20 protein-coding genes are annotated in these 22,313 nt (G+C 70.3%); 4 read left to right on the forward strand and 16 right to left on the reverse strand.

Annotated features, from left to right (window positions below; genetic code table 11):
• Nucleotides 1-12 precede the first annotated feature (12 nt).
• From AC07FN_RS40610 to AC07FN_RS40630, 5 genes are all read right to left on the reverse strand, one after another.
• Nucleotides 13-753: a class I SAM-dependent DNA methyltransferase gene (locus tag AC07FN_RS40610; RefSeq protein WP_478400455.1), complete on the reverse strand. Its 741-nt coding sequence runs from the start codon at nt 751-753 to the stop codon at nt 13-15.
• 123 nt (nt 754-876) lie between these two features.
• Nucleotides 877-1,479, reverse strand: coding sequence for an NADPH-dependent FMN reductase (locus AC07FN_RS40615; protein ID WP_478400456.1), 603 nt, complete (start codon nt 1,477-1,479; stop codon nt 877-879).
• 10 nt (nt 1,480-1,489) lie between these two features.
• Entirely contained in the window at nt 1,490-2,272 is a 783-nt protein-coding gene (locus AC07FN_RS40620) for a creatininase family protein (RefSeq protein WP_478400457.1), read from the reverse strand.
• Complete coding sequence (locus AC07FN_RS40625) at nt 2,269-2,679, reverse strand: RidA family protein (RefSeq protein ID WP_478400458.1); 411 nt, start codon at nt 2,677-2,679, stop codon at nt 2,269-2,271. The genes AC07FN_RS40620 and AC07FN_RS40625 overlap by 4 nt, the downstream gene beginning before the upstream one ends.
• Nucleotides 2,676-4,049, reverse strand: a complete 1,374-nt coding sequence (locus AC07FN_RS40630) for a purine-cytosine permease family protein (RefSeq protein WP_478400459.1) — start codon at nt 4,047-4,049, stop codon at nt 2,676-2,678. The genes AC07FN_RS40625 and AC07FN_RS40630 overlap by 4 nt, the downstream gene beginning before the upstream one ends.
• 235 nt (nt 4,050-4,284) lie before the next feature.
• Here AC07FN_RS40630 and AC07FN_RS40635 point away from each other — a divergent pair, with 235 nt between their 5' ends.
• Nucleotides 4,285-5,451, forward strand: coding sequence for an LLM class flavin-dependent oxidoreductase (locus tag AC07FN_RS40635; protein WP_478400460.1), 1,167 nt, complete (start codon nt 4,285-4,287; stop codon nt 5,449-5,451).
• 306 nt (nt 5,452-5,757) lie between these two features.
• Here AC07FN_RS40635 and ehuA read toward each other — a convergent pair whose 3' ends face one another.
• The 4 genes from ehuA to ehuB are packed head-to-tail and all read right to left on the reverse strand — an operon-like array spanning nt 5,758 to nt 8,784.
• Nucleotides 5,758-6,513 carry an ectoine/hydroxyectoine ABC transporter ATP-binding protein EhuA gene (ehuA, locus tag AC07FN_RS40640; RefSeq protein ID WP_478400472.1) on the reverse strand — a complete coding sequence of 252 codons (756 nt, stop codon included), beginning with the start codon at nt 6,511-6,513 and terminating at the stop codon, nt 5,758-5,760.
• 13 nt (nt 6,514-6,526) lie between these two features.
• Nucleotides 6,527-7,183 (reverse strand): ectoine/hydroxyectoine ABC transporter permease subunit EhuD, encoded by a 657-nt coding sequence (gene ehuD, locus AC07FN_RS40645; RefSeq protein ID WP_132494512.1) that lies wholly within the window; start codon nt 7,181-7,183, stop codon nt 6,527-6,529.
• Nucleotides 7,180-7,884 carry an ectoine/hydroxyectoine ABC transporter permease subunit EhuC gene (gene ehuC / locus AC07FN_RS40650; RefSeq protein ID WP_478400461.1) on the reverse strand — a complete coding sequence of 235 codons (705 nt, stop codon included), beginning with the start codon at nt 7,882-7,884 and terminating at the stop codon, nt 7,180-7,182. The genes ehuD and ehuC overlap by 4 nt, the downstream gene beginning before the upstream one ends.
• An 18-nt stretch (nt 7,885-7,902) precedes the next feature.
• On the reverse strand, nt 7,903-8,784 hold the full coding sequence (ehuB, locus tag AC07FN_RS40655) for an ectoine/hydroxyectoine ABC transporter substrate-binding protein EhuB (RefSeq protein ID WP_478400462.1): 882 nt from the start codon (nt 8,782-8,784) through the stop codon (nt 7,903-7,905).
• Nucleotides 8,785-9,141: 357 nt separating this feature from the next.
• On the opposite strand from ehuB, the gene AC07FN_RS40660 reads away from it, so the two are divergent.
• Nucleotides 9,142-9,855: a hypothetical protein gene (locus AC07FN_RS40660; protein ID WP_478400463.1), complete on the forward strand. Its 714-nt coding sequence runs from the start codon at nt 9,142-9,144 to the stop codon at nt 9,853-9,855.
• Between the two features lie 51 nt (nt 9,856-9,906).
• Here the strand turns inward: AC07FN_RS40660 and AC07FN_RS40665 are convergent, their stop codons facing one another.
• Both AC07FN_RS40665 and AC07FN_RS40670 read right to left on the reverse strand, forming a co-directional pair.
• A complete protein-coding gene (locus tag AC07FN_RS40665; protein ID WP_478400464.1) occupies nt 9,907-10,998 on the reverse strand; it encodes an acetate/propionate family kinase in 1,092 nt (363 codons plus the stop codon).
• Nucleotides 10,995-13,412, reverse strand: coding sequence for a phosphoketolase family protein (locus AC07FN_RS40670; protein WP_478400465.1), 2,418 nt, complete (start codon nt 13,410-13,412; stop codon nt 10,995-10,997). The genes AC07FN_RS40665 and AC07FN_RS40670 overlap by 4 nt, the downstream gene beginning before the upstream one ends.
• A gap of 167 nt (nt 13,413-13,579) precedes the next feature.
• Between AC07FN_RS40670 and AC07FN_RS40675 the strand changes: the two genes are divergently transcribed.
• Nucleotides 13,580-15,877 carry a M20/M25/M40 family metallo-hydrolase gene (locus AC07FN_RS40675; protein ID WP_478400466.1) on the forward strand — a complete coding sequence of 766 codons (2,298 nt, stop codon included), beginning with the start codon at nt 13,580-13,582 and terminating at the stop codon, nt 15,875-15,877.
• Between the two features lie 90 nt (nt 15,878-15,967).
• On the opposite strand, the gene AC07FN_RS40680 is transcribed toward AC07FN_RS40675, so the two are convergent.
• The 5 genes from AC07FN_RS40680 to AC07FN_RS40700 all read right to left on the reverse strand — a co-directional run bounded on the left by AC07FN_RS40680 (nt 15,968) and on the right by AC07FN_RS40700 (nt 21,064).
• Entirely contained in the window at nt 15,968-17,017 is a 1,050-nt protein-coding gene (locus AC07FN_RS40680; protein ID WP_478400467.1) for a Gfo/Idh/MocA family protein, read from the reverse strand.
• A gap of 162 nt (nt 17,018-17,179) precedes the next feature.
• Complete coding sequence (locus AC07FN_RS40685; protein ID WP_132494405.1) at nt 17,180-17,875, reverse strand: response regulator; 696 nt, start codon at nt 17,873-17,875, stop codon at nt 17,180-17,182.
• 37 nt (nt 17,876-17,912) lie between these two features.
• Nucleotides 17,913-19,154, reverse strand: a complete 1,242-nt coding sequence (locus AC07FN_RS40690) for a sensor histidine kinase (protein ID WP_478400468.1) — start codon at nt 19,152-19,154, stop codon at nt 17,913-17,915.
• A 195-nt stretch (nt 19,155-19,349) separates the two neighbouring features.
• Nucleotides 19,350-19,979 (reverse strand): MBL fold metallo-hydrolase, encoded by a 630-nt coding sequence (locus AC07FN_RS40695; protein WP_478400469.1) that lies wholly within the window; start codon nt 19,977-19,979, stop codon nt 19,350-19,352.
• Nucleotides 19,976-21,064: an S-(hydroxymethyl)mycothiol dehydrogenase gene (locus tag AC07FN_RS40700; RefSeq protein WP_478400473.1), complete on the reverse strand. Its 1,089-nt coding sequence runs from the start codon at nt 21,062-21,064 to the stop codon at nt 19,976-19,978. The genes AC07FN_RS40695 and AC07FN_RS40700 overlap by 4 nt, the downstream gene beginning before the upstream one ends.
• A 143-nt stretch (nt 21,065-21,207) precedes the next feature.
• On the opposite strand from AC07FN_RS40700, the gene AC07FN_RS40705 reads away from it, so the two are divergent.
• The gene (locus AC07FN_RS40705) at nt 21,208-22,014 is read left to right on the forward strand and encodes an SAM-dependent methyltransferase (protein WP_478400470.1); all 807 of its coding nucleotides are present in this window, start codon (nt 21,208-21,210) and stop codon (nt 22,012-22,014) included.
• Nucleotides 22,015-22,313 lie beyond the last annotated feature (299 nt).

Raw genomic sequence — 22,313 nt, forward strand, 5'->3', positions numbered from 1 at the left:
AGCTCGGGTTCGTCAGCAGCGGCGTGCGACGGTGATGATCTCCGGGCTGTCGTCGCGCAACGGGCTGCGGTCCCAGTCCCCGAACTGCTCGGCCACCGACAAGCCCGCGTCGGCGAGGAACGCCGACAACGCCTCCGGACCGAGGAATCGCAGCGTGCTCCGGCTCTGCAGCGGTTCGTCCCATCCTTGGCCGGTGTAGGTGTGCGTGGCGGTGACGAGGTCGCCTTCCACCGGCAGCACCTCGCACTCGCAGTGCACCGCGACGCCTGCCGGATCCACCACGCCGCCCGAGTACCGCAGGTGCCAGTCCTCCCATTCCCGCGCGAGCGGGTTCCGGGTTTCGAACGCGAACTCGCCGTGGTCGGTGAGTGCCGCCGCGATCGTCGTGAGAGCGACGCGCAGCTCGTCGTCGCCGAGCAGCACCTGGAACGCGTGGCCGGTCATCACCACCAGGTCGAACTCCTGGTCCCAGGCCGGTGCCGCGGCCAGGTCGGCGAGAACCCACTCGATGTCCGAGCGCGCCCGCGCCACCTCCAGCATCCCGGCGGCCGGATCCAGGCCGCACAGCCGTCCCTGATGGCCGTCGTCCCGCGCGATGCCCAGCAGCGTGCCCGTCCCGCACCCCACGTCCAGCACGGATCGCGCGGACATCACCAGGGGCAGGTAGAACCCGAAGTCCGAACGTTCGTCCGTCGGGCAGTAGAGGTCGTAGAGCGCCGCGAGCCGACGATCGGAGAACTGCAGGTCGACCATGGTCGTCAGCCTGCCAGAGCCCAGCGGAGCACGGCGACCGATTTTGCCGCCGGCTACCCGTGAGCACTTTGTGCTGCTATGGCGGCACAAAGTGGTCACGGGTCTGGCCGGACCCGCGCTCGCCTAGCCGGCGAGGGGCAGTGCGGGGCGGCAGGCGAAGGCGACGACCTGGTGGGCCATCGTGCGCAGCTGATCGGCGTACGGCGACGTCGGGTTGCCGTCCTCCGCGAAGCAGGGCTGCGCGGAGTTGATCGCCACGCCCAGCGGCGTCGGCCAGCCACGGAGGGCGTGGGCGATCGCGCGGAGCTGGCCCAGGGTCGCCGCCGGGGCCTGCCAGCCCGCCGCCGTCGAGATGCAGCCGACCGCCCGGCCGTCGAGGTACGGGCGGTCGTCGCCCCTGAGGTCCTCGACGTAGTCCAAGGCGTTCTTCACCAGGCCGGACAGCGCGCCGTGGTAGCCGGGCGAGGCGATGATCACCCCGTCCGCGCGGCGCAACGCCGTCACCAGGTCGGCCGCCCGCGAGGTCCGATCGCCCGAGTCCGGTTGGTACATGGGCAGGTTGATCTCGTCGGCCCCGAACAGGAGCGTCTCGGCGCCGTGCTCCCGCGCGGCGGTCAGCGCGAACCGCAGCGCCCGCTCGCTGCTCGATCCAGCGCGAGTAGTGCCGCCCAGCCCGACGATCAGCGGAGCGGAGCCGTTGCGCACGAGCTTCTCGTTGTCCTGCATGGCGAACACCTCACTGGTAGTTGGCGAAGTCGAACCGGGACACCTCGGCCAGCTGGTCGCCCAGCACGTCGACGAGGGCCGTGAAACCGCGCTTGCCCGCCTCCGGCGTCGCGCGCGTCGGGTCGCCGAGGTAACCGTCCGGGCCGAAGTCGTCGGAGAGCCAACCGAAGGCGACGCTGCCGCCGAACCGGACGTGCCGGTTGTCGTTCATGCTGCTCGGCACTCGCGTCCTCGCGGCGGACATGTCCACCAGCTCCGGCCGCAGGTGCAGCATCAGCGACGTCTCCATCGCGCCGCCGTGGATCCCGAGACCCTGCTCGGTCCCGGCGAAGGACTCGTCCTTCTCGACCGGCACGAACGTGTTGGCGGCGAAGGTGAGCAGCCCGTGCCGGTGCCGGATGTCGCGCAGCGCGGTCTGGATCTCCGAGATGTTGCCGCCGTGGCCGTTGACGAACACGATGCGCCGGAAGCCGGCCGCGGCCACCGACCGCCCGATGTCGTCGAGCACCGCGGCGAACGTGGTGGTGGACAGGGAAAGCGTGCCCGCCGCCCAGACGTGCTCGACGCTGCGGCCGTAGGACAGGGCCGGCAGCAACCACAGGTCGAGCTCCTCGCCCCGCTCGGCCACGGCCGCCCGCGCCGCCGCCTCGGCGACGAGCGCGTCGGTGACCAGCGGCAGGTGCGGCCCGTGCTGCTCGATCGCGCCGACCGGCACCACCGCGATCGACGACTCGCCGCACGCACCGGCGATGTCGGCGACGCTCAGTTCGGCGAACTCGCGGGATGTGATCACGACTTCTCCCCTGCGTGGGCAACGGCCCGGATCTCCACCCGCATCTGCGGCGTGGCCAGCACCGGGTAGATCAACAGCGAGGCGTAAGAACGCTCGTCGAGCAGCGCGGGCGCGTGCTCCGCGAGCCACTCGTCGCGGGCTTTCATGTACTCGGCCCGTTCGGCGGGATCGGCGACGAACTGGTCCAGCTGCACGATGTCCGCGAGCTCGGCGCCCGCGTCCGCCAGCAACTGCCGGACCCTGTCCAACGTGATCCGCGTCTGCTCGGCGATGCCGTCGACCGGCGCGCCGGTGTCGTCGGTCGCCCCGTCGATCCCGCTGAGGAACACGAACCCGCCTGCCGCGGCGCCCCTTCCCCACGGCTGCACCGCGTCCCCGTAGGACAGTGGGCCCAAACCACGTTTCACTTCGACTCCCGGACTCGTTTGATGAGGTAGTACGCGACGGCCGCGACGACCCCGCCGACCCAGTACGTGATGTCTCCCAGCTGCGGGAACGCGGCCGCCAGCGGGCCGGTGTAGAGGCTCTGGCTCATGAACGGCACGGACGCGACCACGCCGATGGCGAACGCCGCCAGCCCCGGCCCGAGCCGCCGCGACCGGTCGTAGAACGTGGCCACCTCGACGCCGTCGCGCCGGTGCACCAGGAAGTCCACCAGCGTGACGCCGAGCCACGGGCCGATCCAGTAGCCGACCACGAACAGGAAGTTCTGGAAGTTGCCGAAGGCCTCGCCCTCGACGTGCCCGGCCCACCAGCCCAGCGCGGTGCCCAGCACTCCGGTGAGCAGCGCGGAAACCCAGCGGCGCAACGGGATGTCGGCCATCAGCAGCGCCAGCGAGCCGGAGTAGATGTCCAGCACGCTGCCCGCGATCGTCGACGCCAGCAGCGCGATCAGCGCGATGATCGCCAGGCCCGACGGGATCAGCTGCGTCACCAGGTCGGTCGGGCTGTTCGGGAAGATGACGGTGCCGATCGCCGCGCCGAGCAGGTGCATCCACAGGCCCGCGATCGCCGCGCCGAGGAACGCCGACCAGCCCAGCCGCGCCCGGCTGGTGTCGCGCGGCAGGTAGCGCGTGTAGTCGGATGCGCCGATCGCCCAGCCGAAGGTGCGCGAAGAGCTGACGGCCACGGTCATCAGCAGCGCCCCGGTCAGCGTCTTCTCCCCGGGATCGCCGACCGCGCCGACGTCGCCGCGCGCGATGCCGTACCAGGTGATGAGAACGAACAGCACCGCCATCACGCCGAGCAGCATCCGCTCGATGCGGTGCACGAAGTCGTGCCCGATGATGGCGATGACGATCTCCACCACCGCGACGGCGATCAGCGCCCACAGCAACGGGATCCCGAACAGCTGCCGGACGATGTAGGCGCCGAGCACGGTGTTCACCGCGAAGTAGCCGAATCCGGTCAGGAACAGCAGGAACACCGGCACGAAGTTGCCGAAGTAGCCGAACGGGCCGCGCGACTGGACCATCTGCGGGGCGCCGGCCTGCGGCCCCATGGTGGCCGCCACGCCCAGCAGCAGGCTGCCGATCAGCGTGCCGACGACCAGCGCGAGCGCGGCCTGCGCGAAGCTCAGGCCGAGGAACGCGGTCGGGATGGCGCCCACCACGAGCGCCGAGTACTGCAGGTTTCCCGCGAACCACAGGGTGAACGCGGACAGCGGCGAACCGTGCCGCTCGTCGTCGCGGACCGCTTCGATGCCCTTGTGCTCGACCCCGCCTCGAGGCGGTCGGCCGGCCACGGCGGGTGCGGCTTGGGCAGCGTCTTCGACCATGGGGTCCTCCCGGGGACGCACCGATGGGTTGGTGTTCGCCTGGCGGCGGATGAGGCCGGATGTTGATGTGGCGAACATTCACCGGGGATCGTGAGCCGCGACGGCTCCGGAGTCAAGAGCCGGAACGGGACTTGACGAAGCGGAAATCCGGAGGAAACTGATCCGCAGGCAATGTTGATACTACTTACATTCGCTCGTCAGCGGCCCGGAGCAGCCGGGCAGGATGGAGGTACCCGTGCGGTACGGCGTGTTCTTCTTCGGCTCCGTGGAGATGCCCGACGTGCTGGCGGGGAACCTGCTGCCGGCCGGTCAGCGCCGCGCCACCCGGCAGCAGGTGTGGGAGGCCACCGAGCACCTGATCGACATGGGAGTGCGCGCGGAAGATCTCGGCTACGACAGCTACTGGCTGGCCGAACACCACTTCCAGCACGAGGGCTACGAGATCGTGCCCAACTCCCTGATGCTGCAGTCGAACCTGGTCGCCCGCACCCAGCGCATCCAGGTCGGCGCGATGTTCAACATCGTCCCGCAGTGGCATCCGCTGCGGCTGGCCGAGGACTTCAGCACGCTGCTCAACCTCTCCGGCGGGCGCGCGGTGCTCGGCGTCGGGCGCGGCACGGTGCCCCGGGAGCTGCGCAGCCTCGGGCTGCACCAGGCGGACATGGGCTACCTGGAATCCGAGGAGAAGAGCAAGGCCATCGACGCGCACAACCGCGAGGTCTTCGCCGAGTACATGGAGGTCGTGCGCACCGCGCTGGCAAACGAGACCTTCTCCTACAAGGGCAAGTTCTTCGAGCTGCCGCCGCCGGACACCAACGGCCCGGACGGCGCGGTGGACACCCTCACGCTGCTGCCCGGCCCGCTGCACCCGGTGGAGCTCTGGCAGGCCGTGACCAGCCCGCCCACCCTCGGCTACGCCGCCGAGGTCGGCCACGGCTGCGTCTGGTGGAACCAGTACCACGGCTTCGTGCGCGACCAGTGGGAGCGCTACGCGGAGCTCTACCAGCAGCACCACGACGTCGAACTCTCCAGCGGCGCCAAGCGAATCCTGGTGCTACCGGTGCACATCGCCGACGACCACGAGACGGCGTGGCGGATCGGCGGCGCGGGCCACGACGAGTTCTGGAACCTGCTGGCCCCGTTCGGCTGGAGCCGCGGCTACCGGGGCGAGGACGGCAAGCCCGCCAAGCCCGGCCTGGTGCCGACGCTGGAGCAGTCGACGGACCAGAAGATGTGGGCGATCGGCACCCCCGAGGAAGTCGCGGAAACCGTCCAGTTCCACAAGGATTCCCTAGGCCTGGAACACCTGGTGATCTTCCCCCACTTCCCGGGCCACACCTACGCGATGGCGGCGGAGCAGATGCAACGCTTCCAGGACCAGGTAGTCCCACTCCTCCGCTGACCGTCGGTTTCAATTGAAACCGTCACCTCCCCGGAGGCCGGGCCAACAGCTTCAACTGAGCCGTTTTCGTGCTGGCCGGTGCTGGTGACGGCATGAGTGCGCGGCACCGGGTCGTGAGTGCGCGTGGTCGTGATAACGACCATCGCCACTCACGACTGGCCTCGTGAGCGGTGGTGGTCGCCAGAACGGCCACCACCGCTCACGAGCACACCGAGCCGAGGAGGGTTGAAAAGGGCTCGTTGAAACCTCCGGCCCCCAGCGACCAGACGCAGTTTCAATTGAAACTGACACGCCCCGGGCCCGGGGTCACTTGCGTTCGAGGACCGCTTTGAGGAAGCGCTGGGTCCTCTCGTGCCGGGGGTCCTCGAAGATCTTCGAGGGTGGGCCGGATTCGATCACCGCTCCGGAGTCGAACATCAGGACCCGGTCCGAGATCTCCGCCGCGAAGCGCATCTCGTGGGTCACCAGCAGCATGGTCATCGCGGTGGTGTGGGCGAGGTCCCGGATGACCGCGAGGACCTCGCCGATGAGCTCCGGGTCCAGCGCGGAGGTGACCTCGTCGAAGAGCATCACCTTGGGGCGCATGGCCAAGGCCCGGGCGATCGCCACGCGCTGCTGCTGGCCGCCCGAGAGCTGCCCCGGCTTGTGCCGCAGGTGCTTCTGCAGCCCGACCATCCGCAACAGGTCGACCGCGCGGTGCTCGGCGTCGTCCCGCGACATCCCCAGCACCTGGACCGGCGCGAGCGCGACGTTGTTCAGCACCGTCATGTGCGGGAACAGGTTGAAGTGCTGGAAGACCATGCCGATCTTGCGCCGCACCGCCGCCTGGCCGCGGGTGTCCGCGGCCGCGCCGCCGCGGCGGTCCCACAGCGGCTCGCCGTCGACCTCGACGAGGCCGCTGTCCGGCTCCTCCAACGTCATGAGCAGCCGCAGGATGGTGGTCTTCCCGGAGCCGCTGGGCCCGATGATGGAGACCTTCTCCCCCGCCGCCACGTCGAGGTCGAGCTCGCGGAGCACGTGGTTGTCGCCGAACGACTTCCCCACGCCCGAGAACGAGATCATCGGCTGGCCGTCCTCATCGCGGATGCGCAAGGCGCAGCTCCAATCGTTTGATCAGCTTCGCGGCCGGCAGGCTCACCGCCAGGAACAGCAGGCCCGCGATGGTCAGCGGCTCCAGGTAGCGGTAGCTGCCGGAGCCGATCGACGTCGCGTGGCTGAGCAGCTCGAAGACCGTGATGGCGGACAGGATCGCCGAGTCCTTGAACATCTGCACCACGTAGTTGCCCAGCGCCGGCACCACGTCGCGCACCGCCTGCGGCAGCACCACGAACCGCCAGCGCTGCACGGCGGACAGGCTCAGCGCCGTGGACGCCTCCCACTGCCCGGCGGGCACGCTCTGGATCCCGGCCCGGTAGACCTCGGCGGTGTAGGCGCTGTAGTTGATGCCGATGACGATGATCCCGGTGACCAGCGGCGAGAACTGCACCCCGACGTTGGGCAGCACGTAGAACGCGAAGTACGCCTGCACCAGCAGCGGCGTGCCCCGCACGAACAGGACGAAGAAGTCGAACAGCTTGCCCAGCAGCGGAATCCGCGAGTAGCGGACGACGGCCACCCCGAGCCCGAGCAGCAGCGCGATCGCCGTGCCGACGAGCGTGACCTGAACGGTCACCCACAGTCCGTCCAAAAGGGACGGAACGATGCTCGCGGCGAAGGCCCAGTCCCAGATCATGAGCCGACCACCCCACCCCGCCGGAACAAGCGCTGCAGCAGCGTGGGCCGCAGCTCGGGCCGCCCCGGATCCATCCGGCGTTCGAGCCGGCCCATCCCGACCGACAGCACGTACGCCGCGACGAAGTACAGCACCAGGATGATGCCGAAGACCGCGGTGGTGGCGCCGGTGGTCGCGCGCACCATCTGCGCCCGGAAGGTCAGGTCCGCGACGGTCACCAGGGACACCAGCGAGGTGTTCTTCAGCAGGTCGACGAAGACGTTGCCGAACGGCGGGATCATCGCCGGGATCGCCTGCGGCAGGATCACGTACCGCATCCGCTGGTACGGCGTCAGGCTCAGCGCGATCGCCCCTTCGCGCTGCCCGCGCGGCAGCGCCGTGATGGCACCGCGCACGATCTCCGCGCCGTAGGCGCCCTCGTTGAGGCCGAGCGCCAGCACCGCCGCGGCGAACGGCACCAGCTGGACCCCGAAGAACGGCAGGGCGAAGAATAGCCAGAACAGCTGGACCAGCATCGACGTGCCGCGGAAGATCTCGATGAACACCCCGGCCGGCCAGCTCAGCCAACGCCGCCGCGACATGCGGCACAGGCCGGCCGCGAACGCGACCAGCACGGTGATCACCACGCCCACCGCGGTCAGCGCGAGCGTGATCAGCAACCCGTTGAGCAGCAGCGGCAAGAACGGCAGGATCTGCGACATGCGCCCAGCGCTCCCGGGTCAGCCGGCGACGGCGCAGAGCTGGTCGCGGGTGACACCCCGGGCCGCGTCCGCCGAAAAGCCCCACCGCGAGAGGATCTCGTCGAACTCGGGGCTGGCCTTCAACGCGCGCAGCTGTTCGTCGTAGGCGTTGACCAGGTCCTGGTCGGTCTTGCGGAAACCGGCGCCCGAACCGGTCTGCTGCACGTCCTGGATGGCCGGAGTGATGTCGATGCCGTCGGCCTTCAGCGAGTTCAGCGACAGCGTCGGCAGGAAGAACGCGTCAGCGCGCCCGGCAAGCACCGCCTCGATCCCGCTGCGCCCGTCGGGAATGTTGACGATCTGGGCGGCCGGGACGTTCTGCGTCTTCAGCGCGCCGTCCTCGAAACCGCCTGGCAGCACGGCGACCTTCACCGCGGGGTCGGCCTTGACGGAGGCCACGCTGGTGAGGTTCTTCGGGTTTCCCGCGGGTACCGCGAACGACTCCGTCGACACGATTTCCGGCTCGGAGTAGAGGATCTGGCCGCACCTGGACTGCTTCATGAACAGCCCGGCGGCGATGATGTCCCACCGGTTGGCGTTGAGCCCGGGGATCATCGACTCGTACGGCGTGACGACGCCCTCGATGCTCGGGATGCCCATCCGCTTGAGCACGGCGGCGACCACGTCCGGCTCCGCGCCGGTGACCGTGCCGTCCGGCTTGATCTGCGTGTACGGGGGTTCGTTCGCAATGGCGATGCGGGCGGAGCCCCGCGCCTTGATCTGGTCCAACGTGGACCCCGGCTGCCCGGTGCCGGGCTGGGTGAAGCTGCATCCGGTGAGGAGACCGGCCGCCGGCAGGGCCAGGGCCGCCGCCGCACTACCGCGGAACAACTGTCGTCGGGAGATTTCGGATCTGCGCATGGGCTCACGCCTCCCTCGCGAGCATCACCCAATCGAGTGATGCGTTGGGCAGAGACGCTAGGTCGCCCGATTGACCCTGTCAATGAACGGATTGTTGACAATGAGTAACCTCCGGATTCGGCCGCTCGGCGGTACGAAACCTCGCAAGATGCCGAACCGCCAGAGCAAACGCACCAAGGAACGCGAGCCGGGCAGGCGCCGACCGCCCCGGCGCGGCATTTCCGCTGCGCCGATCCGGCGAACTTCCGCTCGCCGCCCGGAGTTGGACGGCCGTCCACAATTTCCTCGCTTCGCAAGGCGAAGCAGTCCGAAAGGTCCGGGTACCCTGTGATCGTCCCGGACGACCAGGAGCGCACCATGACCACCGAGCCCTGCTCCCCGGCCGTGCTGCGCGGGCGGCTGCGGGAGTGCGACCGGCTGCTCCCGAGGCCGGGCACGATCCGCTCCCCCACCCTGCCGACGGTGCCCTGGGCGGAGTTCTGCGATCCGGCCGGGCCGTGGCTGGCGCGCTGCGTCGAGGAATGGCAGGAACGCGGCGAATTCCGGCACCGCAGGGCGGGAATCGTGCTGGTGGCGTTCCGCTTCGGCTGGCTCGCCTGCTGCGCCACGGTGCCGGAGTACCACCTCGGGGCGCCGCTGCCCGCGCTGGACGACCTGCGCGTCGCGATCACGACCGAAGGACGCCTCTCCGGGCTCCGCCCGACCGGCGAACTCGGCGAGAGCAGCCCGCAGCTGTGGTGGGACCAGCTCCGCCGGGCGTTCGAGCCGCTGACCGAGGCGCTGCACGCGCTCGGCGGCCCGGTCCCGGAAAGCCACGAGTACTGGGGAAATCCGGTCGGCTCCATCGGCCCGGTGCTCTGGCGCCTGCAACGCTCCGGACTGCCCGGCGACGCGATCGCCACGGCCCGCGAGCTTCGCGCGGCCACCGGCCGCGAGCGCCTGCTGGACATCGACGAGCGGCGGGACACCTGGCCACGCCGGACCACCTGCTGCCAGTGGTGGCGAAAGCCGGGCAACGGCTACTGCGAGGAATGCGTCCTCTGGAACTCCGCCGCCCGCAAGCCGCCGTGAGCGTTTTGGGGCGCTATAGCACCCCAAACCACTCACGACCCCGCAGCAGCGTCACCAGGTGACCGTTGCCGCCGCGCGGGTTTCGCGGGCGATCTCCAGGTCCTCGCGGGCCTGCACCACCACCGTGCGCACCGCTGCACCGGGCGCGGTGATGTCGGCGTCGTCCGACGCCGCCGCGTTCAACGCCGGATCCGCCGCCGCGCCGGCGAATCCCAGCGCCTCGCAGACCGCCGCCCGCACCGGCGGCTGGTGCTCTCCGATGCCACCGGTGAACACCAGCAGGTCCAAACCACCGAGCACCGCGACCATCGCCCCGGCGAACCGGACCAGGCTGTGCCGGTACACGTCGAAGGCGACCGCCGCGTCCGCGTCGCCGCGCTCGCGGGCCGCCAGCACTTCGCGCAGGTCCCCGGAGCCGCCGGCCAGGCCGGCCAGGCCCGACCGCATCGCCAGAACGTCGAACAACTCTTGTGGCGCAACGCTTTTCGTGGTCATCAGCCAGCCGAGCAGCCCCGGGTCGACCGTGCCGCTGCGGGTGTTCATGACCAGCCCCTCTTCCGGGGTGAAGCCCATCGTCGTGTCCACGCACCGCCCGTCTCGCACCGCCGCCATCGAGGCCCCGGCGCCGAGGTGGCAGCACAGCACCCGCCCCTCCCGCGGCGGCAACCCCGCCACCTCCGCGCCGCGGACCACGGCGTAGGAGTGCGACAGGCCGTGAAAACCGTAGCGGCGCAACGACCACTGCCGGTTCCACTCCCGGGGCAGCGCGTAAGTGGCTGCTGCCACCGGAAGCCCGGCGTGGAACGCGGTGTCCACGCACGCCACCGACGGCGTGCGCGGCGCGGCGGTCAGGGCTGCGCGCAGCCCGGCGATCGCGCGCGGCTGGTGCAGCGGGGCGAGCTCGGTCAGCGAATCCAGGTAGGCCAGCACCTCGTCGTCGACCACGGTCGCCGCGACGATCCGGGTGCCGCCGTGCACCACGCGGTGCCCGACGGCGTCCGCGCCGTGCTCGTCGAGGAACCGGCGGATCGGCTCCGCCCCGCCCTCCCAGCGCTCCAGGGTCTCCTCGGCGATCGCCTCGTCGCCGTCCAGCAGACCGAGCTTCAGGCTGCTGGAACCCGCGTTCACGGTCAGCACCCTCATCGCGGTGACCACGCCCAGTCCCGGATCTCCGGCATGTCCTCGCCGTAAGTCGACACGTAGTTGCGGTGCTCGATCAGCTTGTCCTGCAACGCTTCTCGCTCGTAGGCCGCGCTCGGTCCCAGTCGCGGCACCCGGTCGATCACGTCGATGGCGAGGTTGAACCGGTCGATCTGGTTGAGCACGCACATGTCGAACGGCGTGGTCGTGGTGCCCTCCTCCTTGTAGCCGCGGGCGTGGATGTTGTCGTGGTTGTGCCGGCGGTAGGTCAGCCGGTGGATCAGCCAGGGATAGCCGTGGAAGTTGAAGATCACCGGCCGGTCGCGGGTGAACAGGCTGTCGAAGTCGGCGTCGGACAACCCGTGCGGGTGCTCGCGTTCGTCCTGCAGCCGCATCAGGTCCACCACGTTGATCACCCGGATGCGCAGGTCCGGGAAGCGCTCGCGGAGCAGGTCGACGGCGGCCAGCGTCTCCATCGTCGGAACGTCTCCGGCGCACGCCATCACCACGTCCGGCTCGCCGTCCTGATCGCTGCTGGCCCAACCCCAGATCCCGATCCCCTTGGTGCAGTGCACGATCGCCGCATCCATGTCCAGGTACTGCGGCGCGGGCTGCTTGCCCGCGACCACGACGTTGATGTAGTTCCGGCTGCGCAGGCAGTGATCGGCCACCGACAGCAGCGTGTTCGCGTCCGGCGGCAGGTAGACCCGCACCACCTCGGCCTTCTTGTTCATCACGTGGTCGATGAATCCCGGGTCCTGGTGGGAGAAGCCGTTGTGGTCCTGCCGCCAGACGTGCGAGGTCAGCAGGTAGTTCAGCGATGCGATCGGCGCGCGCCAGGCGAGCCCGCGGGTGACCTTCAGCCACTTGGCGTGCTGGTTGACCATCGAGTCCACGATGTGCGCGAAGGCCTCGTAGCAGGAGAAGAACCCGTGCCTGCCGGTGAGCAGGTAGCCCTCCAGCCAGCCCTGGCAGGTGTGCTCGGAGAGGATCTCCATCACCCGGCCGTCGGGGGCCAGCGCGTCGTCGCCCGGTTCGGTCTCCGCGTCCCAGGCGCGCGACGTGGCGTCGAGGATCGCGTTGAGGCGGTTGGAGTTGTTCTCGTCGGGCGAGAAGACCCGGAAGTTGCGCTCGCCCTCGTTCAGGCGCATCACGTCGCGCAGGAAGCCGCCCAGCACCCGGGTGGCCTCACCGGTGGTGGCACCGGGCTCGTCGACCCGCAGGGCGTAGGCCCGGAAGTCGGGCATCCGCAGCGCGCGCAACAGGATCCCGCCGTTGGCGTGCGGGTTGTCGCTCATCCGCCGGGTGCCCACCGGGTTGTGGTCCTTGATCCGCTGCACCGGCGCACCGCTCGCCTCGAACAGCGCGGCGGGTTCGTAGCTGCGCAGCCAGGATTCGAGCTGGCGCAGGTGCTCCTCGTTCTGGCGCGGATCGCTGATCGGCACCTGGTGCGACCGCCAGGTGCCCTCCACCCGCCTCCCGTCCACAGTGGCCGGACCGGTCCAGCCCTTCGGGGTGCGCAGCACGATCATCGGCCAACGCGGCCGCTGCACCCGGCCGTCCCGGCGGACCCGGCGCTGGATCGCGGCGATCTCGTCCAGGCACCGGTCCAGCGTCGCGGCGAACAGGTGGTGCATCGGCTCCGGCACCGAGCCGGACACCAGGTACGGCTCGTAGCCGAAGCCGCGCAGCATGCTGAACAGCTCCTCGTCCGGGATGCGCGCCGGCACCGTCGGATTGGCGATCTTGTAGCCGTTGAGGTGCAGGATCGGGAGCACCGCGCCGTCGCTCACCGGGTCCAGGAACTTGTTGGAATGCCAGCCGGCGGCCAACGGCCCGGTCTCGGCCTCGCCGTCACCGATCACGCACGCCACGATCAGGTCGGGGTTGTCGAAGGCGGCACCGAAGGCGTGCGAGAGCGAGTACCCGAGCTCGCCGCCCTCGTGGATCGAGCCGGGCGTCTCCGGCGCGACGTGGCTGGGGATGCCGCCGGGGAAGGAGAACTGGGTGACCAGGCGGCGCAGGCCGTCGTAGTCCTGCGCGACGTCCGGGTAGACCTCGCTGTAGGTGCCTTCCAGCCACGCGGCCGCGACCAGCCCCGGCCCGCCGTGCCCCGGCCCGATCACGTACATCATGTCCAGGTCGCGGACCCGGATCGCCCGGTTGAGGTGGGAGTAGACGAAGTTCAGGCCCGGCGTGGTGCCCCAGTGCCCGAGCAACCGCGGTTTGACGTGCTCGGGCCGCAGCGGCTCCCGCAGGAGGGGGTTGTCCATCAGGTAGATCTGCCCGACGGACAGGTAGTTGGCCGCCCGCCACCAGAGCTGGAGGCCGTCGAGTTCCTCGCCGTCCAGGTGTTCGGACACGGCGGGCGTGGTCGTCCAGGTGGCCCCGGTCGCGGTGCTGATCTCGCTGCTCATCCCGGCTCCTCAAGCTCGACACCCGCCAACCAGCGTGGGCGGCACCGGCCGGTTCGCAACTCGGCGGCGCAGGACCAGCCCTGATCCGGTATCTGCGGAAAACCGCAGTCGATGAGTGCTGTGCACCGCATTCCGCGGCGCGCCGCGGCGCCATAACTTTGCGCCTCGTGACCGGAAAGTTGATCGACAAGCGATTCCCGCCCGCGGCCGGGGTCGCGAGCGCGCTCGCCGTGCTGGTGGTGCTCGCGTTGTCCGTACTGGGCAATGCAAGCACCCAGCAGCCCGCCCCGGCCTCGGCACCCGCCGGCGAGTTCAGCACCGAGCGCGCCGTTTCCGAGCTCGGCGGATTCGCCACCGAGCCCCGTCCGATGGGCAGCCCGGCGAGCGACCGGGCCAAGGATCACCTCGTCGAGCGGCTGCGCGCGCAAGGACTGCAGGTGCAGGTCCAGCACTCGGTGGGCGCGCGCTCGGCCACCGGGCTGGCGACGTTCGGCCGGGTCGACAACGTGGTGGCGACGCTGCCCGGCAACGCATCCACGGGATCGGTCCTGCTCACTGCCCACTACGACTCGGCGGCCGTCGGCCCCGGCGCATCGGACGACGGTGCTTCCGTCGCGGCGATGCTGGAGACCGTCCGGGCTCTGCGGGCCGGCGGTCCGCTGCGCAACGACCTCGTGCTGGTGATCACCGACGGCGAGGAGGACGGCTTGCTCGGCGCGAACGCGTTCGTCCGGGAGCACCCGCTCGCCCTCCGCGGCGGAGTGGTCCTCAACTGGGAAGCACGGGGCGTCGACGGCCCGTCGCTGATGTTCGAGACGTCGAAGGACAACGCGCGTCTGGTCGAAACGTTCACCACCGCGGTCGCGCACCCGCGAGGCGACTCCTCGATGGTCGCGATGTATCGGATGCTGCCGAACAACACCGATTTCACCGCCTTCACCCAGGCCGGTTTCACCGGCCTCAACTCGGCGTACATCGAGGGCTCGTCGCGCTACCACACCGCGGGCGACTCGATCGCGAACCTGGCGCCGGGCAGCCTCCAGCACCAGGGCAAGAACATGCTCGCCCTGGCCCGCGCCTTCGGCGGCGCCGATCTCGCCGGGCTGCGTTCGGACCACGACCTGATCTACTTCCGCGCGCTCGGCACGACGATCACCTACCCCGACACGCTGGTCTGGCCGCTGGCCGGGCTCGCTGCGTCGTTGCTGGTGGGCGCCGTGGCGCTGGCTCGGTACAGGCAGCTGGTCTCGCTGCCGAAGGTGCTGGTGAGCGCGCTGTCCGCGCTGCTCCCGATCGGCGCTTCGGTCGTGCTCGCGCAGGCGATGTGGTCGCTGATGGTGGCGGTGCGCCCCGGCTACGACCTGATGGGCGGTCTGGTGCACCGCCCGCTGATCTTCCAGGTCGCCATCGTCGCGCTCACCGGATTCGCGCTGCTCTGCTGGTACCTGCCGCTGCGCAACCGGCTCGGCCAGGCGGCACTCGCGCTCGGCGGCCTGGCCTGGCCGACGACCTTGGGCATCGCGTGCGCCGCGCTCGCGCCGGGGGCGTCGTTCGTGTTCGCCGTTCCGGCGCTGGCGGGAGCTCTCGGCGCGCTCATCGCGTTGGTATTCCCGAGGTGGGCTCTCGTTCCGGTCTCCGCCGGTGCCTTGGTGTCCGCGATGGTGCTGCCTGCCGTCACGCGCAATGTCTTCCACGGCGTGGGCTTGGCCCTCGGTGGTGCCGGCGCGCTGCTGGTCGTTCTGCTCGGGCTGGTGCTGCTGCCGATCGGCGAGCTGCTCTTCCCCGACCGCGCACTACGCCGTCGCAGCGTCGCAGTCGTCCTGCTGTCGGCATTCGCAGTCGCCTGCGCCTCGGTAGGTGGCGGTCTTGCCGCGGACGGATTCGACGCGCAGCACCCCCGCCGCTCCCATCTCGCCTACGTCCTGGACGCGGACTCGAACACCGCGAGCTGGGTCAGCGCCGAGGACGAGCCGACCGACTGGACCAAGCAGTTCGTCGGCACCCGCGACACCGACCGGCTCCCGGCCGGGTACGCGCGTGGTGACCTGTGGACCGGCCCGGCACAACCGCTCGACGTCGACGGGCCGCGCGTGACCGGATCCCGCGCCGGAGACACCGTCACCCTGCACGTGTCCTCCGGTCGCAGTGCGGCGGACCTGGTGCTGCGCGTGGACCGGCCGATCACCGACGTCACGGCTCGTGCCCCCGGCAGCGCCCCGGTGCCGGTCCAGGTGTCCGGCACTCGCGCCGGAACGTGGCCCGGTGAGATCCGCTTCCGCGACCTGCCACCGGAAGGCGCGGACATCACCTTCCGCGCTCTCGGGAACCAGGTCCGGGTGACGGCGATCGACGAAACCCACGGCCTCGCCGCGGCCCCCGGCTTCCACCCGCGGCCGCCGGACGTCGAGGCGGGCACCCGCGAAGACGGCGACCGCATCGCGGTCACCCGCACCTACCGGTTCTGACCAACGTGGACGGTCGTTTCGCCTGGTGACCACCCGTGCGTACTTTGTGCTGCCATGGCGGCACAAAGTACGCACGGGACCTGATCCGTTCTACAGCAGGCGATCGACGGTGATCTCGGCCGCAGAGCGGCTGGCCGCCGAGATGATGTCCAGCGCGGCCACCGCGTCGGCCGGGTCCACCGGCGGCGGCGCGCCGTCGCGCAGCGCCGCGACGACTCCGTCGTAGAACGCCGGGTAGTCGCCAGCTTCGCTGGGCACCCGGCGGACCTCGTCGCCGACGCCCAGGACACCCCACATCTCCTCGGGCTCCCGGCCCCACGTGTCGTCGACGGGCAGGCGCCCGGCGCGCAGCGCGGCCTCCTGCGGGTCCAGGCCGTACTTGGTGAAGGTGGCGGCGTCGCCGAGCACCCGGAAGCGCGGGCCCTGCTGCGCCGCGACCTTGCTCATCCACAGGTGCGAGCGCACCCCGTTGGCATGGGTCAGCGCGATGAACGAATCGTCGTCCGCCCGCACCCCGTCGCGCCGGCAGTCGATCTCGGCGTAGACCGCCGCGACCGGGCCGAACAGCTGGAGGGCCTGGTCGATCAGGTGGCTGCCCAGGTCGTAGAGCACGCCCGCGACGTCCTCCGCCCCGCCGGAGTCGCGCCAGGTCGGCTTCGGCGTCGGCGACCAGCGCTCGAACCGCGACTCGAAGCGGTGCACCCGGCCCAGCTCGCCGTCGTCGAGCAGCCTGCGCACGGTGCGCATGTCGTTGTCCCAGCGGCGGTTCTGGAAGACCGTCAGCAGCTGGCCCGTCGCCGCGGCGTGCTCGATCAGCTGCCGCCCCTCGACCGAGGTCGGCGTGAACGGCTTGTCCACCACCACGGGCAGCCCCGCGTCCAGCGCGGCGGTGGCCAGCTCGACGTGGGTGCGGTTGGGGCTGGCGATCACCACCAGGTCCGGCTCGCGCGCCAGCAGCGCGTCCATGTCGCCGACCACCGCGGTGCCGGGGTGCTCGGCGCGCACTTGCTGCTGCCGCTGCGGGTTGGCGGTGACGACCGCGTCCAGCCGCAGCGACGGGTGGGCGGCGATCAGCGGCGCGTGGAAGATAGCGCCGCCAACGCCATATCCGACAAGTCCGACTCGCAGTGCAGAACCCATGACCCCATTAGACCGCCGCCAAACCCAACCCCGCCCCACCGGGCCGCCACCCCGCCCCACCGGGCCGCCACCCACCCCAGTGAGGCCGCCACCCACCCCAGTGAGGCCGCAATTTCAATGGAAATCGAAGGTTCGATTTCAATGGAAATTGCGGCGCCGGGGTCAGGCCGAGGCCTGGCGCGGGCGCACCTCGGCCTGGCCGGGGCAGACCAGGCCGGTCTCGTAGGCCGTGATCACCAGCTGGGTGCGCGAACTGAGGTGCAGCTTCTGCATCACGTGGTAGAGGTGCGACTTGACCGTCAGCTCCGCTAAACCGAGGTTGCGGGCGATCTCGGCGTTCGACCCACCGCGCGCGACCTCCAGCAGCACGTCCAACTCCCGCTCCGTCAGCACGCTCAGCTCGCTGCGCGCGTCGCGGACGCCCAGCGCCGCGAAGCGCTGCAGGAGCCGCTTGGTGACCCGAGGCGACAGCAGCGCGTCTCCGGCCGCGACCGTGTGCACGGCCTTGACCAACTCCTCCGGCGTGGCGTCCTTGAGCAGGAAACCGCTGGCCCCGGCGCGCAGCGCGGCGTAGACGTACTCGTCGAGATCGTGCACCGTGAGCATGATCACCGAGGTCTCGCCGCCGGTCTCCGCGATGATGTCTCCGGCCGCCGCGATGCCGTCCTTGCCGGGCATCCGCACGTCCATGAGCACCACGTCGGGCCGTCGGCGGCGCACCGCCGCCAACGCCGCATCGCCGTCGGCGGCCTCGGCCAGGACCCGCAGGCCCGGCTCGTTGGACAACAGGGCAACCAGTCCCGCGCGGATCATCGCTTGGTCATCGGCTACCAGGACAGTCGTGTCCGCAGTTTCCACGCCGGGCCTCCTCGGTTCGGACGGCCTGAATTCCGACTCAGGCCAGGTCCGAATTTTCCGGGCACGGTAGCACGGCTTCAAGGTGAAATCCGTTCAAAACCGGATGTGCGGTCAAGGTTCCGCCCAGCAGCGCAACGCGTTCCCGCAGGCCGATCAGCCCATGTCCCGACTGTTGGGAGACGGGCCTGCCATCCACTGCGTCGATCCCGCTGATTCTGTTGGTCACCTCGATCCGCAGCGCATCGGGCCCGTAGTCCAGCAACACCCGCGCCCGGCCGGCCCCGGCGTGCTTGAGCACGTTCGTCATCGCTTCCTGCACGATCCGGTACGCGGTCATCTCCACGCCGGAGCCGAGCTCGCGGACCTTGCCGCGCCGGTCCAGCGTCCACACCACGTTCCCGCCTCGGACCGACTCGACCAGCGCGTCCACCCCGTCCAGGCTGGGCGTCGGCTGCCAGTCCATCGGGTCCTGACCGTCCGGGTTGCGATCGCGCAGCACGTTGAGCAGGTTGCGCATCTCCCCCAGCGCGCCGCGCGAAGTCTGTTCGAGCTCCTGCAGGGTCTGCCGGGCGTGATCCGGATCGCGGTCGATCAGCGCGCGAGCGACGCCCGCGCGCAGCGCGACCACGGACAGGTTGTGCGACACGATGTCGTGGAACTCGCGGGCGATGCGGGCCCGTTCGACGACCGCGGCGTCGGCGGCGAGCTGATCGCGCGCCTCGTCCAGCAGCGCCATGGTCTGCTCCAGCTGCGCCGCCCGCCGACGGCCGATCCGCACCGCCCGGGCCCAGCCGACCACCATCACGAGGTTCACCACCGCGCCGGAGATCCGCAGCAGCCCCTCCACCGGCGTCAGCTCGTAGACGACGAGCTCGCTGACCGGGTAGACCATCGCGATCGTCGCGGCGCCCACCTCGCCGATCACCGAGTTGCGCACGCAGACGGAGTAGACCGCGACCAGGATCACCAGGTTCAGCCCGCCGATGTTCAGCCGCAGCAAGGTGAGCCCGACGGCGACCGCCAGCAGCGCGAACAGCACCAGCCACGGCGCCCGCCGGCGCAGCAGCAGCAGGCTGGTGGCGGGCACGCTCACCAGCAGCGGCCACCACCAGTCCATCCACGGTGGATGGTCGCCGATGGTCAGGTCGAAGCCGTGCAGCACCGAGAGCACCAGCACGAAGGCGAGATCGCCGAGCGCGGCGCGATGCGCGGTGGCCCACGCCAGCACGCCGGTCCGCCGCTCGACGACCGCGGCGCGGCCAATTGCGTGATCGACCAATCGAACCTGCCTCGAGACCGTTCCTGAAGCCGTCAGCGCGTCGGCGCAGATCGGCTCGTGAGCGGGAATACCGGTTCTCACCGGAACGAACACTCACGAGAGCCAAGATCGTGTACCACCGCGCCGACGCGCTTCATCCGGCGAAAGTCGTAGCGGCGAACCTACCGTTCGCCGCCGCCGACCTACCTGGAACAGTCAGTACCCGCGCGCGACCCATTCGTCGAACTGCGGCCGGACCGCGCCGATCGTGCTGCTCTCCCCGTGTCCGGTCCGGACCTCGGTGTCCTCGGGCAGCGGCAGCAGCCGGTCCCGGATCGACGCCACGACGACGTCGAAGTCCGAATAGGACCGTCCGGTCGCGCCGGGCCCGCCGGCGAACAGCGTGTCGCCGGTGAACACCACGCCGAGTTCGGGCGAGTACAGGCAGACCGCGCCCGGCGCGTGGCCGGGCGTGTGCAGCACCCGCAGGCTCGCGCCGCCGACCTCGATCACCTGGCCGTCGGCGAGTTCCCGGTCCGGCTCGCGGTCCGGGTGCACCAGGTTCCACAGCACCATGTCGTCGGGGTGCAGGAAGATCGGCGCGCCGACCGCGTCGGCCAGCTCCGGAGCCCTGCGCACGTGGTCGTCGTGGGCGTGCGTGCACACCACGCCCAGCACCTGGCGGTCGCCGACGAGCCGGCGGATCGCCTCGACGTCGTGCGGCGCGTCGATGATCACGCACTCGCGGTCGTCGCCGACCACCCACGCGTTGTTCTCGACGTCGAAGGTCTGGCCGTCCAGCGAGAACGTGCCCGATGTGGTCGTGTGGTCGATGCGCGGCGTCATCCGAAGGTCACCACCGAACGCAGCACCTCGCCGCGGTGCATCTTCTCGAACGCCTGCTCCACCTGGTCCAGCGCGATCTCCTCGCTGACGAACTTCTCCAGCGGCAACCGGCCCTGCAGGTAGAGCTCGATCAGCATCGGGAAGTCGCGTTCCGGCAGGCAATCGCCGTACCAGCTGGACTTCACCGCGCCGCCGCGCCCGAACACGTCCAGCAGCGGCAGCTCCAGCTTCATCTCGGGCGTCGGCACGCCGACCAGCACCACGGTGCCGGCCAGGTCGCGCGCGTAGAAGGCCTGCTCGAAGGTCTCCGGGCGGCCGACCGCGTCGATCACCAGGTCGGCGCCGAAGCCGCCGGTGAGCTCCCGGATCGCCTCGACGGCATCGGTCTCGGCGGCGTTGATCGTGTGCGTGGCGCCGAACTGCCGCGCCCACTCCAGCTTCTTCGGATCCCGGTCCACCGCGATGATCCGCCGCGCCCCGACCATGCTCGCCCCGGCGATCGCGCCGTCGCCGACGCCACCGCAGCCCAGCACCGCGACGGTGTCCCCCGGCCCGGCGCCGCCGGTGTTGACCGCGGCCCCGATCCCGGCCATCACGCCGCAGCCCAGCAGCCCGGCCACCGCCGGGCGCGCCGCGGGATCGACCTTGGTGCACTGCCCGGCGTGCACCAGCGTCTTCTCCGCGAAGGCCCCGATGCCCAGCGCCGGCGCCAGCGGCGTGCCGTCGGTCAGCGTCATCGGCTGCGCGGCGTTGTGGGTGGCGAAGCAGTACTGCGGCCGGCCCCGCTTGCAGGCGCGGCACACCCCGCACACCGCGCGCCAGTTGAGGATCACGAAGTCGCCGGGCTGCACGTCGCGCACGCCCTCGCCGACCGCTTCGACGATGCCCGCGGCCTCGTGCCCGAGCAGGAACGGATATTCATCGCTGATACCGCCCTCGCGGTAGTGCAGGTCCGTGTGGCACACGCCGCACGCCTGCACCCGCACCACGGCCTCGCCGGGTCCCGGATCCGGAACGCGGATGGTCACCACCTCGACCGGTGCGCCTTTCCCGGTCGCCACCACCGCGCGGACGTCGTCGGCCACGAGCACCTCCACCAAATCGTCGTTTCGACCACCATCGTCGTACGCGCGCTCGACCGTCAGCAAGAGCGACACCGGATCGATCGCGAACACTCTGCGTCACTGATTGACTACTGTACGATTCCAGTGAGCGGGGGAGGACGATCATGACCGACATGCGCATTCCGCCGGTCCGGGAAATGGACATCGCCCGGCCCTGCGCAGCCCGGATCTACGACGCCTTCCTCGGCGGCAGCCACAACCTCGGCTGCGAGCGGGCCTTCATGGAAGACCTGGAACGGGAGCTGCCGCACATCGGCGAGTCGTACCGGGAGAACCGGGCGTTCGTCCGGCGCTCCGTGGAGTACCTGCTCGCGCACGGCGTCCGCCAGTTCATCGACCTCGGCTCGGGTATCCCCACCATCGGCCACGTGCACGAGGTGGCCCGGCGCCGGACCCGCGACTTCCGGGTGCTGTACGTGGACAACGAGCCGCTCACCGTGGCGCACAGCAAGCCGCTGCTGACCGGCGAGCCGCGCGCCGAGATCATCCGGGTGGACTGCCGGAACCCGCAGGCGGTCCTGGATTCCCCGGAGGCCGCCGAGCTGCTCGACCTGGACCGGCCGGTGGCGCTGCTGATGGCGGCGGTGCTGCACTTCGTCCCCGACGCCGACGACCCGGTCGCGCTGGTCGAGGCCTACCGCGACGCGCTGGTTCCCGGCAGCCACCTGGTGATCTCGCACCTGACCGGCAGCCACGACCCGGACGAGATGCGCATCCTGGCGGGCCGCTACGCGGAGACGACCGACCCGCTGCACCCGCGCGAAGTGGAGTGGATCGAGAAGCAGTTCGGCGACTTCGAGGTCGTCCCGCCGGGAACGACGTACCTGTCGGACTGGCGCCCGGAACCCGGCCGGACCGCGGCGAACCGCCCCTACCGCCTGCTCTACGGCGGAGTCGCCCGGAAGCACTGACCTCCGGAGGCAATTTCAATGAGGTTTTTCCAACCTCGTTCTGCGTGGCGGTGCGGGTAGCGGAACCTCAGAGGCTCCCTGGACTGTGGGTGCCCCTCCTGATGTATGACCAAAGAAATTGCGGAAGTTGTCCACAGGTTTCGGCGTGTCGTGGTGCAACCCGCCGTCCTTGGTCCGCAATTTCCAATTGAAATCGAAGGTTCGATTTCAATGAGCCTTTTTCAACCTGGTTTGTGCAGGTTGGGTGGGTGTGGCGTGTCGGTGCGTGAAAAGTAGTGAAGCTCCTGGTAGCTGGATTG

Source organism: Saccharopolyspora sp. NPDC045941 (genome assembly GCF_056431445.1).